The organism is Actinospica sp. (assembly GCF_035552695.1).
GTDB lineage: Bacteria > Actinomycetota > Actinomycetes > Streptomycetales > Catenulisporaceae > Actinospica.
In genome coordinates this window covers 31,426-45,259 of record NZ_DASZKT010000001.1, presented here as the reverse complement: position 1 = coordinate 45,259, position 13,834 = coordinate 31,426, and the positions used below count along the sequence as shown (strand labels likewise).

General features: G+C 68.4%; 15 protein-coding genes. 9 read left to right on the top strand and 6 right to left on the bottom strand.

Annotated features, from left to right (window positions below; all coding sequences use genetic code 11):
- The 4 genes from VG296_RS00195 to VG296_RS00180 form a co-directional block, all read right to left on the bottom strand.
- Window positions 1-434, bottom strand: a 434-nt coding sequence (locus tag VG296_RS00195; protein ID WP_325561695.1) for a hypothetical protein, incomplete at its 3' end; no start/stop codon positions are given.
- Between the two features lie 65 nt (window positions 435-499).
- Complete coding sequence (locus VG296_RS00190) at window positions 500-946, bottom strand: hemerythrin domain-containing protein (RefSeq protein ID WP_325561693.1); 447 nt, start codon at window positions 944-946, stop codon at window positions 500-502.
- Window positions 947-1,030: 84 nt separating this feature from the next.
- The gene (locus VG296_RS00185) at window positions 1,031-1,378 is read right to left on the bottom strand and encodes an STAS domain-containing protein (protein ID WP_325561691.1); all 348 of its coding nucleotides are present in this window, start codon (window positions 1,376-1,378) and stop codon (window positions 1,031-1,033) included.
- Between the two features lies 1 nt (window position 1,379).
- Window positions 1,380-1,736: a helix-turn-helix domain-containing protein gene (locus VG296_RS00180; RefSeq protein ID WP_325561689.1), complete on the bottom strand. Its 357-nt coding sequence runs from the start codon at window positions 1,734-1,736 to the stop codon at window positions 1,380-1,382.
- 183 nt (window positions 1,737-1,919) lie between these two features.
- Between VG296_RS00180 and VG296_RS00175 the strand changes: the two genes are divergently transcribed.
- The 4 genes from VG296_RS00175 (at window position 1,920) to VG296_RS00160 (ending at window position 4,401) form a co-directional block, all read left to right on the top strand.
- The gene (locus tag VG296_RS00175; protein WP_325561687.1) at window positions 1,920-2,756 is read left to right on the top strand and encodes an MEDS domain-containing protein; all 837 of its coding nucleotides are present in this window, start codon (window positions 1,920-1,922) and stop codon (window positions 2,754-2,756) included.
- Complete coding sequence (locus tag VG296_RS00170; protein ID WP_325561685.1) at window positions 2,753-3,730, top strand: anti-sigma factor RsbA family regulatory protein; 978 nt, start codon at window positions 2,753-2,755, stop codon at window positions 3,728-3,730. Before VG296_RS00175 ends, VG296_RS00170 begins: the two co-directional genes overlap by 4 nt.
- A gap of 115 nt (window positions 3,731-3,845) precedes the next feature.
- Window positions 3,846-4,019 (top strand): hydrophobic protein, encoded by a 174-nt coding sequence (locus VG296_RS00165; RefSeq protein ID WP_325561683.1) that lies wholly within the window; start codon window positions 3,846-3,848, stop codon window positions 4,017-4,019.
- 70 nt (window positions 4,020-4,089) lie between these two features.
- Window positions 4,090-4,401 carry a hypothetical protein gene (locus VG296_RS00160; protein ID WP_325561681.1) on the top strand — a complete coding sequence of 104 codons (312 nt, stop codon included), beginning with the start codon at window positions 4,090-4,092 and terminating at the stop codon, window positions 4,399-4,401.
- Between the two features lie 25 nt (window positions 4,402-4,426).
- Here VG296_RS00160 and VG296_RS00155 read toward each other — a convergent pair whose 3' ends face one another.
- Entirely contained in the window at window positions 4,427-4,867 is a 441-nt protein-coding gene (locus tag VG296_RS00155; RefSeq protein WP_349259403.1) for a VOC family protein, read from the bottom strand.
- A 224-nt stretch (window positions 4,868-5,091) separates the two neighbouring features.
- Between VG296_RS00155 and VG296_RS00150 the strand changes: the two genes are divergently transcribed.
- Together VG296_RS00150 and VG296_RS00145 are read left to right on the top strand one after the other, a co-directional pair.
- A complete protein-coding gene (locus VG296_RS00150; RefSeq protein ID WP_325561677.1) occupies window positions 5,092-5,784 on the top strand; it encodes an alpha/beta hydrolase in 693 nt (230 codons plus the stop codon).
- A gap of 288 nt (window positions 5,785-6,072) precedes the next feature.
- Window positions 6,073-6,741, top strand: a complete 669-nt coding sequence (locus tag VG296_RS00145; RefSeq protein ID WP_325561675.1) for a DUF1345 domain-containing protein — start codon at window positions 6,073-6,075, stop codon at window positions 6,739-6,741.
- A gap of 301 nt (window positions 6,742-7,042) precedes the next feature.
- Here VG296_RS00145 and VG296_RS00140 read toward each other — a convergent pair whose 3' ends face one another.
- On the bottom strand, window positions 7,043-9,523 hold the full coding sequence (locus VG296_RS00140) for a glycosyl hydrolase family 95 catalytic domain-containing protein (protein ID WP_325561673.1): 2,481 nt from the start codon (window positions 9,521-9,523) through the stop codon (window positions 7,043-7,045).
- Window positions 9,524-9,850: 327 nt separating this feature from the next.
- On the opposite strand from VG296_RS00140, the gene VG296_RS00135 reads away from it, so the two are divergent.
- From VG296_RS00135 to VG296_RS00125, 3 genes are all read left to right on the top strand, one after another.
- Window positions 9,851-11,446 (top strand): DUF5010 domain-containing protein, encoded by a 1,596-nt coding sequence (locus tag VG296_RS00135; protein ID WP_325561671.1) that lies wholly within the window; start codon window positions 9,851-9,853, stop codon window positions 11,444-11,446.
- Between the two features lie 206 nt (window positions 11,447-11,652).
- Window positions 11,653-12,969 (top strand): MSMEG_0569 family flavin-dependent oxidoreductase, encoded by a 1,317-nt coding sequence (locus VG296_RS00130; RefSeq protein ID WP_325561669.1) that lies wholly within the window; start codon window positions 11,653-11,655, stop codon window positions 12,967-12,969.
- 18 nt (window positions 12,970-12,987) lie between these two features.
- Complete coding sequence (locus VG296_RS00125) at window positions 12,988-13,803, top strand: amidohydrolase family protein (RefSeq protein WP_325561667.1); 816 nt, start codon at window positions 12,988-12,990, stop codon at window positions 13,801-13,803.
- Window positions 13,804-13,834 lie beyond the last annotated feature (31 nt).

The window sequence follows — 13,834 nt, the reverse complement described above, 5'->3', positions numbered from 1 at the left end:
AGCAGTAGGTGGGTGACCGAGACGTGCAGCAGGCTGAGGGCGCACAACACGGTCAGTGTGTAGCCGAACAGCAGGCATAGCAGGCGGAACGTGCCCGCGCGCGCGTCGCCGAGTCGCCCCGGCACCTGGACCAGGCCGATGACGTCGCTGGTGCCGCTGCGCACCGCGATGACCGCGGTCACCAGGAAGACGACCGCGCCGACGACCGCGATCGTCTCGTGCAGCGTCTGATAACGCCCGGTGCCGAGCAGGCCGCCGTAGTGATACGAGACGATCAGCGCCGCGAGGGCCACGAGCGTGGCCAGGAACGCACGGTTGCGCAGCCATCGCAGTATGCTGTGACGAATGCCGGTTCGCGGTCTCGCCTTCGCGGCCGCGGTCGCGGTGATCGGTTCCTCCGAGTCTGGATGCAGGAGCAGGAGAGCACGCTCCACGTGCGATCTTCCTTTCGGTGGATTTCAAGACTCCGTGCGCGCGGGCCCAAAGGCCCACGGCCGCCTCAGCCTTCGCGCCCCAGGCCGTCGCGCAGCTGCCGACCGAGGTGGTTGAGCTCCTCGCGCGGGCAGGCGTCGATGAGCGCCGGGAGCAGCAGCGTCTCCTGCTCCTCGATGTGCCGCTGGATGTCGATCACCAGCTGGTTGACCAGCGCCTCGTACGCGACGGTGTCCTCGTCCGCGCGGGCGATGCTCAGCGCGATCCGTTCGGCCGCGTCGTCCTGCCGGGTCTGCTTGACCGCGTCGTGCGGCCCGTCCGGCAGGAAGCTGCGCAGCGCCGGATAGAGGTAGCGCTCCTCGGCGCGCGTGTGGCTGACGAACCGGGCCGCGACCCGGCGCACCAGCTCGGCACGCTCGGGGCACGGACCCAGTCCGGCGATCCTGGCGGCGAGGCCCTCGATCTCCTCGTGCTCGCGGTGCAGTTCGGTGGCGGCGTTGGCTCCTTCGGGCATGGGGCGCTCCCTCTCGTCGATTCGCGGTCCGCGCCCGTTACCCGCCACAGGGCGGGCCATGCATGCAGACTCCAGAACGGCGGTTCAGGACGCGGTCAGCGCGGCGAGCGCTTCAGCGTGGTCCCGGTACGTCGGGAGCACTCCGTCGGCGCCGGCCAGCTCGAACACCCGGGCAACCGGATCCGAGGGAATGACCAGGATCGGAACGCTGACGCCGTGTGCCGCCTCGTGGTGTGCGCGCACCAGCGCGGCGAAGCCGCGGGAGTCCATGAACCCGACGCCGGTCAGGTCCACGATGACCGGCCTACCCGGGGCGAGCGCATCGGTCAGCGCCTTGTACAGGCCCTCGGCATTGCCGAGGTCGATATCCCCGGACACCACCAGTGTGACCGTGTCCTCCAGAATCTGGCTGGTAATGGAGAGCGGGGGCATGTCAGGCCTCCTTGGGTCCCGGGTGCCGACGGCGGCTTTCCCGTTTGCGGGCGGTTGCGGGGGTGGTGAACAGCGCGAGCAGCGGACCGACCGGATAGTCGGCGTGCGCGTGGTGCCGAAAGGTCCGGTCGGGGTCGACCGTGTACCGGTTGCGGCGGCCCACCCGAGTGTGGCTGACGTAGCCGGTCTGCTCCAGATCGGCCACGATGCGCTGGATGGCGCGCTCGGTCATATTGCACTCGGCGGCCAGGTCGCGCAGGCGGACGTCGGGATCGCGGGCGATCTCGACCAGCACCCTGGCGTGGGTGCTCAGCAGGGTCCAGTCTCCGGTTCCGGCGTCCGGCCGCTCGTTGTCCACGGAGCAGAGGGTAGCTCAAGACGGCGAGAAACACGATACCGATTTCGTGTTTCCAAGGACCGGTTTCTTCGGCCGGCCGGGCTCCGGGGAACAGCGGCGCGCGCATGAGTCGAACGGTCCTGGGTATAAAGGGGCGTCGCCTCGCTGCGGGCGAGGTCTCGGGCCCCGAAAGGTGGTGAAGCGGTGACGGCGACGCGCGAGGTCGGGGCGGTGAGCGGCCTCGACACTCTCGAAGGCGGCGACCACGTCGCATGGTTCCTCGACCGCGCCGCGGACTTCGCCACGCAGGCCGGGAGGTTCTTCCAGCAGGGCATGACGTGCGGCGACAAGCTGCTCATGTTCGCCCCGCAACGATGCGCGGTGTCCCGGCTGCCGATCGGCGACGGCGTGACGGTATTCGATCCCCGAAAGGCGTTCCTGGCCGACAGCGGCCGTGCGACGGTGCGCTACCGGCGATTCGGCAGCGTGCTGCGTGAGCAGAAGGCGCTGGCGAGCACCGAGGGCTACCGCGGCGTCAGGCTGATCGTCGACATGGACTGGCTTCTCGACAGCACCGTGACACACGAGGACGTCATCGAACTCGAACTAGGGCTGGACGAGGCGACTGCGGCCGAGAAGGCGCTCGTCGTGTGCGCCTACCGGCTCGAGAGCTTCACCGCGGCCGAGATCGCCGATGCGGCCTGCGTGCATCCGGGGACTCTCAACGACGCTCCCGGCGATGTCGGGTTCCGGATGTGGGCGGTCAGCTCGAACAGCTGGCACCTGTCCGGGGAGATCGATCTGCGGGCGAGGAGCGTCTTCCCCGCGTTGCTCACGTCTGCGGCGCGTGGCCGAGAGCGGTTGCGGCTCGACTGTGCGGGTCTGGACTTCATCGATGCCGCCGGAACACGCGCGATCGCCCACGTCGCCTGCGAAACCGCTACGCCGCTGCACCTGGAGCACGCCAGCGACTCGCTACGCAGTCTGTGGCGGCTGCTGGACCTCGAGGCCTACGCGCCAAAGGTGGATCTACGGCCATGAACAACGTCACCACGCGGAACGAAGGCTTTCGGCACGAAGCGCTGCTGTACGCCGGGGACGAGCAGTTCGTCACCGCGACAGCCCAGTTCGCACGCGAAGGCCTGGGTGGTGGCGAGGCCGTGCTCGTCGCGGTGATCGAGCCGCGGGCGTCGATGTTGCGCGCCGAACTGGCGATCGACGCGCCGGAGCTCGAGTTCCTCGACATGGCCGAGGTCGGGCGCAACCCGGCCCGGATAATCCCGGCCTGGCATGAGTGGGTGGAGCGCAACACCGTGGCGGGACGGGCGTTCCGCGGCATCGGGGAACCCGTCTGGGCCGCGCGCACGCGCACCGAAATAGTCGAATGCCAGCGGCATGAGCAGCTGCTCAACACCGCCTTCGACCCGGGTCCGGCCTGGTCCCTGCTGTGTCCTTATGACGTCAGCACCCTGCCGCCCGATGTGATCGAACGTGCCAGCCACACCCATCCGGCCATCGTGAGCGACGGGACGACGCACCCGAGCGCCTCGTATCCGCACGAGGACCTGCTCGCCGAGCAGATGTTCGCGGCGCCGCTGCCGGACGCCGGCCCCGCGTTGTGCGAGCTCTGGTTCGACATCGACGACCTCTCCCGGCTGCGCGCCGCCGTCCAACGATGCGCCCCCGCCCTGCGGCTCGACGCCCGCCGCGTGCCCGAATTCGTCCTCGTCGTCAGCGAACTCGCCGCCAACAGCATCTCCTACGGGGGTGGAAAGGGGCGGCTTCGCGTGTGGCAGGACGGCAGCCACGCGGTTTGCGAGGTACAAGACGAGGGCCTGATCAGCGATCCCCTCGTCGGACGCCGCAAGCCTGAGCCGCGCGAGCGCGTCGGAGGCGCCGGCCTGTGGACCGTGAATCAGCTGTGTGACCTTCTGCTGATCCGCTCCACCAGAGAGCGCGGCACCACGGTGCGCGCATACATGGCCGCTCGGCCCGAAGAAGCGCTGCGGAGCTAATCAAAAGGCATCTTGGGGTTTGTAGGACAAGCGAACGGCAACCCGGAAGACGAGGGATTCGAAAAGAACTTTCCGTCGAGTCCTCACATACCCGAGTGCATAAGGAGCATCTCTCATGGGTGTCATTCTGCTCGTCCTGTTGCTCGCCCTGGTGCTCGGCGGACTGGGCTTCGCCGTTCACGTGCTGTGGTGGATTGCCCTGGTCGTGCTCGCCGTCTGGCTGATCGGCTTCGTCATCAGGGCCGGCGAGAGCGTCGGCGGGCGTCGGCGGTGGTACGGCCGGTGGTGATGAGAGGCGTAGGCCCTCGCACCGAATCCTGGCTCCTCGCTCTCACACGAGGAGCCAGGAGGGCGGAAATATGACACTTCCGGCCAACGAGATCCTCCACGCCGAGAATTACACCGAGAATTACACCGACGAGGATACGGACACCGCCGCCGAACTACGGCAAAAGCACGAGGAATCGATAGCGGACAACTTCCGGCACATCGTGTGTTTCCTGTGCTATCCCGCCTTCGCCACCACACGCGTCGCCCCGCACGACGCCGAGTGTATCTGCGGCAAGCCGGTCAGGACCGGTGACATCCCCGGCCCGAGTACGGCGCCGGAGTGCGTGCTCTGCAACGAGATGGCCGAGGGCCACCGCTCCGCGACCCACGCGGAGACCTGACTCGCGGAGACCTGACTCCTCGTCCTCAGCTCAACTGCTCGGCCAGCGCGAGGATGATTCCGCTCGGCCCGCGGAGATAGCAGAGCAGGTAGCTGTCCTCGAAACGGGCCACTTCGCCGACGAGTTCGGCGCCGTGCGGGCGGAGGCGGGCGAGGGTGTCCTCAATGTCGTCGACGGCGAACATGACGCGGTGCAGCCCCAGCGTGTTCGACGGAGTGATCGCGGGCTCGGGAGTGATCGCCGCAGGGGCGTGATACGTCGACAGTTCGAGCCGGCCCGGAGCGCCCGGGATCCGCATCATCGCGATCTCGCATCGCATATCGTCAAGCCCGACGACCTTCCCCGCCCAGCTTCCTTCGATCTGCGCCCTGCCTTCCAGCTCCATGCCGAGTTCGACGAAGAAGGCAACGGCGGCGTCGAGATCGTCGACGACAATGCCGACGTTGTCCATGCGCTGAATCGTCATGCCCCCGAGGATAGGCGCCCCGCCCGACACCGTCGCGCCGCCACGAGAGCCGCGCCGGTTCCTGCCTGAGCTAGAACCTGCCCTGCGCGTGACGGGAGCCAGAGCGGCGTTCATTGACGTTGATTCGGCACTGGGAGCTCTGATGACGAGCCGACGAGCGGATAACGCCTGTCGGGGGTGGTGGCTAGCATGACTTCCGGGAACGGAGATCACGGAGGCGTTCGATGGCAAGGTTCGTGCTTATCCCCGGGGCCGGCGGCAGCGCATGGACCTGGCATCTGCTGGTGCGCGAACTCGCTGGACGCGGGCACGAGGCGGTGGCGGTGGACATCCGCGAGGACGATCCGGCGCTCGGCCTGGAGGACTACGCGGCAACGGTGCTCGAGGCCGTCGACGGACGTGCCGAGACCGTGCTCGTGGCTCATTCGATGGGCGCGTTCACCGCGCCGATGGTGACCGAGCGAACGCCGGTGCGCATGCTCGTCCTCGTCAACCCCATGACTCCGGTGCCCGGCGAGACGCCCGGCGTCTGGTGGGAGGCGACGGGCCAGCCCGCGGAGCGCGAGGCCGCGGAGCGGGCCGCCGGCCGCGAGGCGACGATGAACGAGGACGTGATGTTCTTCCACGACCTGCCGGAGTCTCTCCGCGAGGCGGCGCGCCAGGACGGCCGCGGACCGTCCGACACCCCGTTCGGACAGCCGTGCGCGTTCACGCGATGGCCGGAAGTCCCGTTGCACGTCATCGTCGGACGCGACGACCGGCTCTTCCCTCTCGCGTTCCAGCAGCGCGTAGTACGCGAGCGGCTCGGCATCGAGCCCGACGTGATGCTTGGCGGCCATCTACTGGCCCTGAGCCAACCGGCCGAACTAGCCGACCGACTCGAGACGTACATCCGCCACGACCGGGTCGGCGACTAGGACGAATCTTCGAGCGCCTGCCTCGGTCTTGGCCGGTCAACTGCGACGCAGCAGCATCACGACGAGAACGATCAACACGATGAGCACGACGGTACCCATGCCGATATACACGATTACGTACTTTCTCACTTGGGATAACGGACGCGGCGGGCGCGTCTCGTGGTCCCGGGTACCCCCTCTCGCCGCACGAAACGGGGTGGCCGCGGCCTGGGGAAACGGCCTTGGGCGCGCGACACGCACGCCTCGATCGTGCTCCGGTAGGCTCGGAAAACCTGCGACGGTGTGCACATGAGCAATGGAGCCGCCGCACCGCCCCCCGGCACCCGTGCCTACTCGTCCGCCCGTACCAAGCTCCTGACCTGCACGGCGGCCGGAATCGCCGCGGGCGTGGTCGCCGCGGTCCTCGGCACCGGCCGCGAAGCGCCCCTGATCGGCTGGGGCACCCTCGCGGGCGCGTTCTGCATCTGGGCGTGGGCATCCGTCTGGCGCATGGACGCGGACGCCACCGCCGCGCACGCCATGCGCGAGAGTCCGGGCCGCGACCTCACCGACCTCATCCTGCTCGGCGCGTCGGTCGCCAGCCTCGTCGCGGTCGGCGTGGTCTTATTCGGCGCCGGCAATCAGAACGGTGCGACCAAGTACATCCAGGCCGCCCTCGCCGTCGCCTCCGTGACCGTCTCCTGGATCCTCGTGCACACCGTATACACCCTGAAATACGCACGCATCTACTACGGCGAACCCGTCGGCGGCATCGACTTCAACGAATCCGACCTCCCCGAGTACAGCGACTTCGCCTACCTCGCCTTCACCATCGGCATGACCTTCCAGGTCTCCGACACCAATCTGCGGAACAAGACGATCAGGCGCACCGCACTACGCCACGCCCTGCTCTCCTTCCCCCTCGGCACCGTCATCATCGCCACCTCGATCAACCTCGTCGCCGGACTCGCGAAGTGACGGCGGACGTGCGGCGACGTGACGTGCGGCTACGTAGCGCGGCGTCCGCCGACGAATGCTCCGTCGGCGAACGCCAGGCGCTCCGCTTCCCGGCCGGGGGGGTGACCGGGAGGGAGCTGGACGCTGCGGAACGGGGGGATATCCCGCCGCGCCTTGCCTCCGAGTACCCGCCCGGCCGGACTCCACACGGGATGCGAGGACCGAAATCCCCGAATGTCACCAAGAGCAGAACCCTGTCCTTGGATCAGGTGTGTCCTGCCAGCAGGGTGACCAGGACCAGCCACGACGTGCGTGCCGGCCGCTATGGCAGGCCGATCTGCACCTTGCCGCCGAGAGTCTTGTAGGTACTGGCCTGGCTGCCGGTGACCTGCGCGTAAGTCATCGAGGTGGTCGGGCTCGAGGGCTGCTCGACCAGGTAGGACGAGCCCGCGGTCACCGGCACCTTGAACGTGCTCGCGGTGGTGGCCGCGAGGATCACGGCGCCGGTCGAGCCGTTGACGACCTCGGCCTGTTTTCCGGGCCAGGGGTTGCGCACGGTCATCGTGGTGGTCGAGCCGGCCTGGATCGCGGCGGTGGCCAGGATGCCGCCCTCGACCTGGACGTCGACCTTCGAGTTGCCCTGGATGGCGACGGTGCCTGAGCCGTCCCACCCGGAAGGCCAGGCCGGGGCGAAGCGCAGGGTGCCGTCGTAGTCGGTGGCCAGTGCTTCGTCGAGGGCCGTGGCGACCGTGGCCGACTGCTCGAGGTAGGGGTCGTTCCAGTTCGTGCCCGTGGTGAGGTTGGCCAGGCCATTGATATGGGTTTGCAGCTTCTCGACGCCCGCGGTCAGATCGGCCTGGACCTGGCTCGCGTTGTCGAGGCGGGCCGCGTCGACGGCGTCGAAGTTCCAGTCGTTGCCGTTCTGGTTGGGCCGGTACTGGTAGGTCCGGTCCTCCAGCGCGGTGAGGTTGTCGCCGCCGACGACCGAGTTGTCGCCGACCACGCCCCAGGGCCAGACCGGTTCCAGTCCGATGTTCTCGCCGTTCTCCAGCTTCGCGGTGGGCTGGTACGAGTCGGCGATCACGTCCGTGCCCTTGGCGTCCACGCTCGCGGTCGTCGTCGGGGAGGTCGGCTGCGGGTTGAGCAGCTGCTGCTTGGTCGATTCGTCGGTACGCGCGTACGGACCGATCTCCGTCTCCGCCGTCTTGAGCTGGGCGACGAGGGAGGAGTCGGTGTTCAGCAGCGTCGCGGCGGAGACGACCGCGGGGAACAGCGCCTGGTCGGCGACGAGGTCCGTGGTCGGGTCCTGCACGGCCCACTGCGTCTCGTGCGCGTTGGCGACCGCGTGCAGGTAACCGTCAGAACCCTTCGTCTGCCAGGCGAGCAGGAACGTGACGGTCTGCTTGAGGATCGGGTAGTACTTCTGCAGGAAGCTGATACTGCCGGTGTCCTCGTACTGCTGCCAGATCCACATCGCGAGCTCCGGCCCGCTCGTGATGTCGAGCGCGTTCCACGCCGGGCTGGACGCGGTGGCACACGAGGCGTTCTGGGTGTTGTTCCCGCCGCTGAAACCGTTGCCGTTGAACCGCATCGTCTCCGGCACGCATGCTCCGGGCTTGCCGCTCATCTGGGCCGTGGTCCACGACTCGATCGCGGGCAGGTCGTTCAGATACATGTCGAAGATCGGTACGTTGAGCGCGTAGTTGCCCGAGGAGAGGTTCGCGGCGATCTCCGCGCGCAGGTTCCAGAGCCAGTAGCCGGCCGGGTACCAGTCCACGTGGTCCTGGTCGTAGTTGAACATGTCCGCGATGCCGGCCTGGCTGCCCGGGTAACCGCCCGCCTTCATCGAGGCGGCCTCGTCGTACAGGTAGAGGGTGCGCAGGTTCTCCATATACTGCGCGCTGCCGTCCGAAGAGCTCATCTCGACCAGACCGCTGCCGGCCCAGTACGTGTGCCACGCCAGGGCCTGCGCCGCGGTCAACGTGGCGGTGGCGGTGTCGGTGTCCGAGCCGACCAACGTCTGCGCCGTGCTGATCGCGTTCCCGCCCGTCCACGTGGGTGCGGCGACGACGATGCGGTACGAGCCGTCGCTGTTGGGCGTGAAGGCGACCTTCACCTGCGTGGAGTTGACCACCGACGCGCTCACGTTTCGCGCCCCGGCGGTGATCGTCGCCATCGCGCCGAAGGTCTTGCCGGACGGGCCGTTCGTGACGTTGTCCACCCAGGTCTGCGCCAGCGCGCCGTAGGCTCCCGACGAGGTCGCGCTCGGGCTGCGGCCGCTCCACAGGTTCAAGGTCGCGGACTGCTGTGTGTTCGGGTTGGCGCCGGTGACCTCGATGATCAGCTCGTCCTTGCCGGACGGCACCCACGCCTGCATCGTCATTCCGCCGCCGGACTCGTCCAAGGCCCCGCGGAAGACGTCCAGATGCCCGGAGAAGTCCGAGGCCGCGGTCATCGTGGACAGACCCGGGATGTTCACCTGCCCCGGGGAGAGCCTGTTGGGCATCGTGTCGCTGCGGTTGAGCTGGGCGGTGAAGCCGTTCGCCGCCCACGCGGCCACCCCCAGCGAGCCGTTGCCCAACTGCAGCGACTGCGCCGCAGCGGTGTTCGGCTCCCCCAGCACCACGTCGGAACGCGAGACCACGCCCCCGATGTTCAGATCGAAGGCTCCGTTGTGCCAAGCGGTCGTCAGCGTGGCGGCGGAGGCGGGTGAAGCAAGTTGAGACACGGCCAGCGACCCGCCGAGTGACAAAGCTACGAGCCCGACGAGCCAGAACCGGCGCCGGTGATGTCGAGTGGGCATGGATCCTCCTCCACGCAGTGATGCATCCGAATGGGCGTGCTATCGAGCGACACATCGGAGGTGTTCTAGCGCATCGCCTCTCGCGCGTCCATGGATTCAGGGAGTTTCGGAACCTACCGCGTCGTTCAAGGGGTCGACTCGGCCAAAGGTTGGGTCTTTGCCCTTGACACCGGTTCACGTGAGTGGAACGTTGTCGGCCACGACAGCAGGGGCATGAGACACCGTCCCCACCCGGCTCTCACCGAACCCCTGCTTCCCACCGGCGCGAGATCGGGCAGCTGACCCACATGTCCGCGACTCGCGAATTCATTCATACATAGAGGAATCATGCGACCAAGACAGCGCTCGCTGCTGATCATCACCGCTCTGGCCTGCACCGGCCTGGCAGGCTTCCAGCTCCTAGGCAGTGGAGCGAACCACGCTGCCGCCGTGGGTACCGCGGTGACCGCAGCCGTCACCGACACCGGCGGTGCCACGCTCTCGCACCGCTCCTCCACCGACACCGGCGCGCTGGGGGTGACCTTCAGCTTCGAGACCAACTCGCTGGCCGGCGGACCGTACACGGACAGTTGGCCGATCCACAACGTGCCGATGTACGAGGCGAACACCGCCGGAACCGCGCAGTTCTGGCTGAACTACGTCGAGCAACTCGTCTCCGCGGGCGTGGACTACGTCGCCGTGGACACCCGCGGCTACATCCCCGGCTCGACCGTCCCCAACGAGGGCGGGGACCCGCGCGAACTCACCCAACTGGTCAACGCCATCAACCAGGCCGGGGACGCCGGCAAGCTGAAGATCGCGGCCTTCGATGACACCCCGGCTTCGATGACCGACAAGATGAACCAGATCGTGCACGGCAGCGGCGGCTATTCCCCGCCGTTCGACTTCTCGGTCACCACCGGCTCCGGCAACGGCGGCTACAAGTACCTGTGGAACAACGACCTCGAAGCCTTCTTCCAGGCCGTGCCCAGCAGCATGCTCTACAAGGTCAACGGGCAGCCGTTGATCTACCTGTGGTCCGACAACAGCTTCGCGTTCGCCAACCAGGGCAACGGGAACTCGGCACGCTATCTCAGCTACGTGCGCAGCCAAGCCGAGTCGACGTTCAACGAGAACCCCTACTTCGTCGTCGACGACAGCTGGGTCAAGAACGACTCGGCCGTCGCCGGCGTCGTGCAGGGCGAGGACGACTGGTTCGGCGTGCCCACCCCCACCTACACGAACCAGGCCTTGGGCGGCCAGACCTTCGGGGCCACCGTGCCCAGCTTCGAGGAGGTCGACTCCACCGCGAACCGGCTGATCGACCCGAACCACGGCAACACGTTCGTCACCGACTTGACCGACACCGTCGGCAAGAACGACACCCTCACCCTCGTCGAAGGCTTCAGCGACTGGCCGGAGAACGCCGCGATGTGGCGCACCGAGGCCGGGTCCTACACCACGACGCACCGCGACTACCCCGGCCAGGACATCAACATCCTGCGCCGCTACTCCAAGACCCCGTTCCCCAGCCCGCTGACCGTGCAGGCCGAGACCGCCGACACGATCACCGGCGCACAAGCCAACCCCTTCAAGGTCTACCGCCCCGACCTCGGCGTGCAGACCACGACCGACACCGGCGGCGGCTGGAACGTCGGCGGCCTCACCACCGGTGAGACCGAGACGTGGGACCAGGTCCCGATGCAGGGCACCGAAAACCTCAGCGTCCGCGTCGCGAGCCCCAACACCGGCTCCCAGTTCCGCTTCGTCATCGACGGCGTCACCGGACCCACCATCACCGTGCCGAACACCGGCGGCTGGCAGACCTGGCAGACCGTCAGCGCCGGCTCCTTCACCTTCAACCCCGGCACCTACCACACCGTCGAGATCCAGTACCTGACCGGCGGATTCAACGTCAACTGGTGGCAGGCCACCGCGGGCTGACCGGAAGGTGCGAGGCCGCCGCATCAGGGTTGGATCTTCGCAACATTCCTTTAGTCCGGATGACATCATTCGGAAACGAGCCGGGACTGAAGTTGGTTACCTGACCGGTCGCGAGGCGGCTAACCACCTGGCACGGAGGATGTCATGCCCGAAATATACTGCGCTGTACGCTGCTCGGGCGGCGTGACGCGGCGCCGCCACGTCCGATGAGGACCGCGATGCGGGTGGCCGGCGCCCACCTTCCAGTGGCGGTGATCGGCGGCGGGCAGGCCGGGCTGTCGATGAGCCACTGCCTGCGCGAGCGCGGGATCGAGCACGTCGTGCTCGAGGCGAACGCGGTCGGGCATGAGTGGCGTAGCCGGCGGTGGGACTCGTTCTGCCTGGTCACGCCGAACTGGCAGTGCAGGCTGCCCGGATTCGCGTATCAGGGTCCGGATCCTGACGGCTTCATGGTGCGCGCGGAGATAGTGGGGTACCTCGAGGCGTACGTGGCGGCGTTCGAACCGCCGCTCGTCGAGGGTGTGCGCGCCACCCGGCTGCGTCGGTCCGCCGCGGGCGGCGTGTTCGAACTGTCCACCACCGCCGGGGACCTGACTGCGGATCAGGTCGTGGTGGCCACCGGGCCGTACCACACGCCGTCCGTGCCGGCGCTGGCGCAGCGGCTGCCGGACAGCGTCGAGCAGGTCCACTCGTCCGCGTACCGCAACGCCGGGCAGTTGCCGGAGGGTGCGGTGCTGGTCGTGGGCACGGGGCAGTCGGGATGTCAGATCGCCGAGGATCTGCATCTCGCCGGGCGCCGGGTGCATCTGGCCGTGGGGAGCGCACCTCGGGTGGCGCGCTTCTACCGCGGACGCGACTGCGTGGCGTGGCTCGACGAGATGGGCCACTACGCGAAGAGCATCGACGAGTTCGATGACGCTGCGGCGGTGCGGATGCGCGTGAACCACTACGTGACCGGCCGCGACGGCGGACGCGACATCGACCTGCGGGCCTTCGCCCGGGACGGCATGCGGCTCTACGGCCGATTGACCGGCGTCAGCGGCACCCGGCTGGAATTCGCGGACGACCTCAAGGTGAATCTCGACCACGCGGACGCGGTGGCCGAGGGGATCAAGGACGCCATCGACGCGCACATCGCCGCGCTCGGCATCGCGGCAGTCCAGGAGGCGCGCTATGTGCCTGTGTGGGAGCCCGACGAGCAGCCCGCCGAACTCGACCTCGCCGAGGCCGGAATCTCCTCGGTGGTCTGGGCCACCGGCTTCCGGCGCGATCACCGCTGGATCGAGGTCCCCGTCTTCGACGGCCGCGGCTATCCCATGCACCGGCGCGGGGTCAGCGGCTGTCCCGGGCTGTACTTCCTCGGCCTGCCGTGGCAGCACTCCTGGGGCTCGGGCCGCTTCGAGGCCGTCGGCCGCGACGCGGCGTTCCTCGCCGACCACATCGACGCCTCCCGTCGCCTCGCGGACGTGTGCGGCACCCTGACCGGCGCCGCGCGGCTCACCGCGGCCCTGCCGATCGGCTGAAAGGAGCCCGAGATCCCCATGGCCTTCGACGCGCACCGGCACATCGGCGTCCTGCCCGCGTATCCCTTCTACGGCGGCCCGCCGGTCAATCCGGACGTCACCGCCCGCGCCACCATCAAGCAGCTGATCTCAGATCTCGATGCCGAGGGCACCGAGCGGGCGCTGGTCATCCCGAACTACGGCGTGCCCGATCCGGCGATCGCCTTCTCCTTCAACGCGTTGGCAATCGAGGCCGCGCAGCGCGACGACCGGATCCGCGCGGGCCTGTGGGTCTCGCCGCGCCCCGAAGACGCCGACCGCACGGCGGCGGCCCTCGCGCTGGCCGGGGAGCCCGGTGTCAGGGCACTGAAGCTGAGCTTCCTGCTCGGCGGGCACCCCGCCGATCCGGCCTGCCGGCCGCAGCTCGACCGGATCTTCGCCGAGGCCGAGCGCCTGGGCCTGGTGGTGCACGTGCACACCTCGCCCGGCGCGGCCTCGGACATCGACGAGGTGGGCCGCCTCGTCGACTGGTACGCCGACCGCGTGCCGGTGCACCTGGTGCACTTCGGCGGCGGGATGAGCGGCCACATCAAGCTCGCCGGCTCCCGGTTCTTCGACTGGATCGCGGCCGGCAAGCGGGTCTACACGGACCTGTCCTGGGCCATCGGCTTCGCGCCTGGCTGGCTGGCCCGGGAGATCGAGCGGCGCGGGACCGGCCACGACCGCGTGCTGTTCGCCAGCGACCAGCCCTGGGGCGACCACGCCGGCGAACACGCGCGGATGGCCGCCGCGTTCGGTGACGGGGAGCTGGCCCGGCTCGCGTTCCGGGACACCTTCGCCGCGCTCTACGACTGACCCGACCCTCCACCCTCTCACCGCAAGGAGA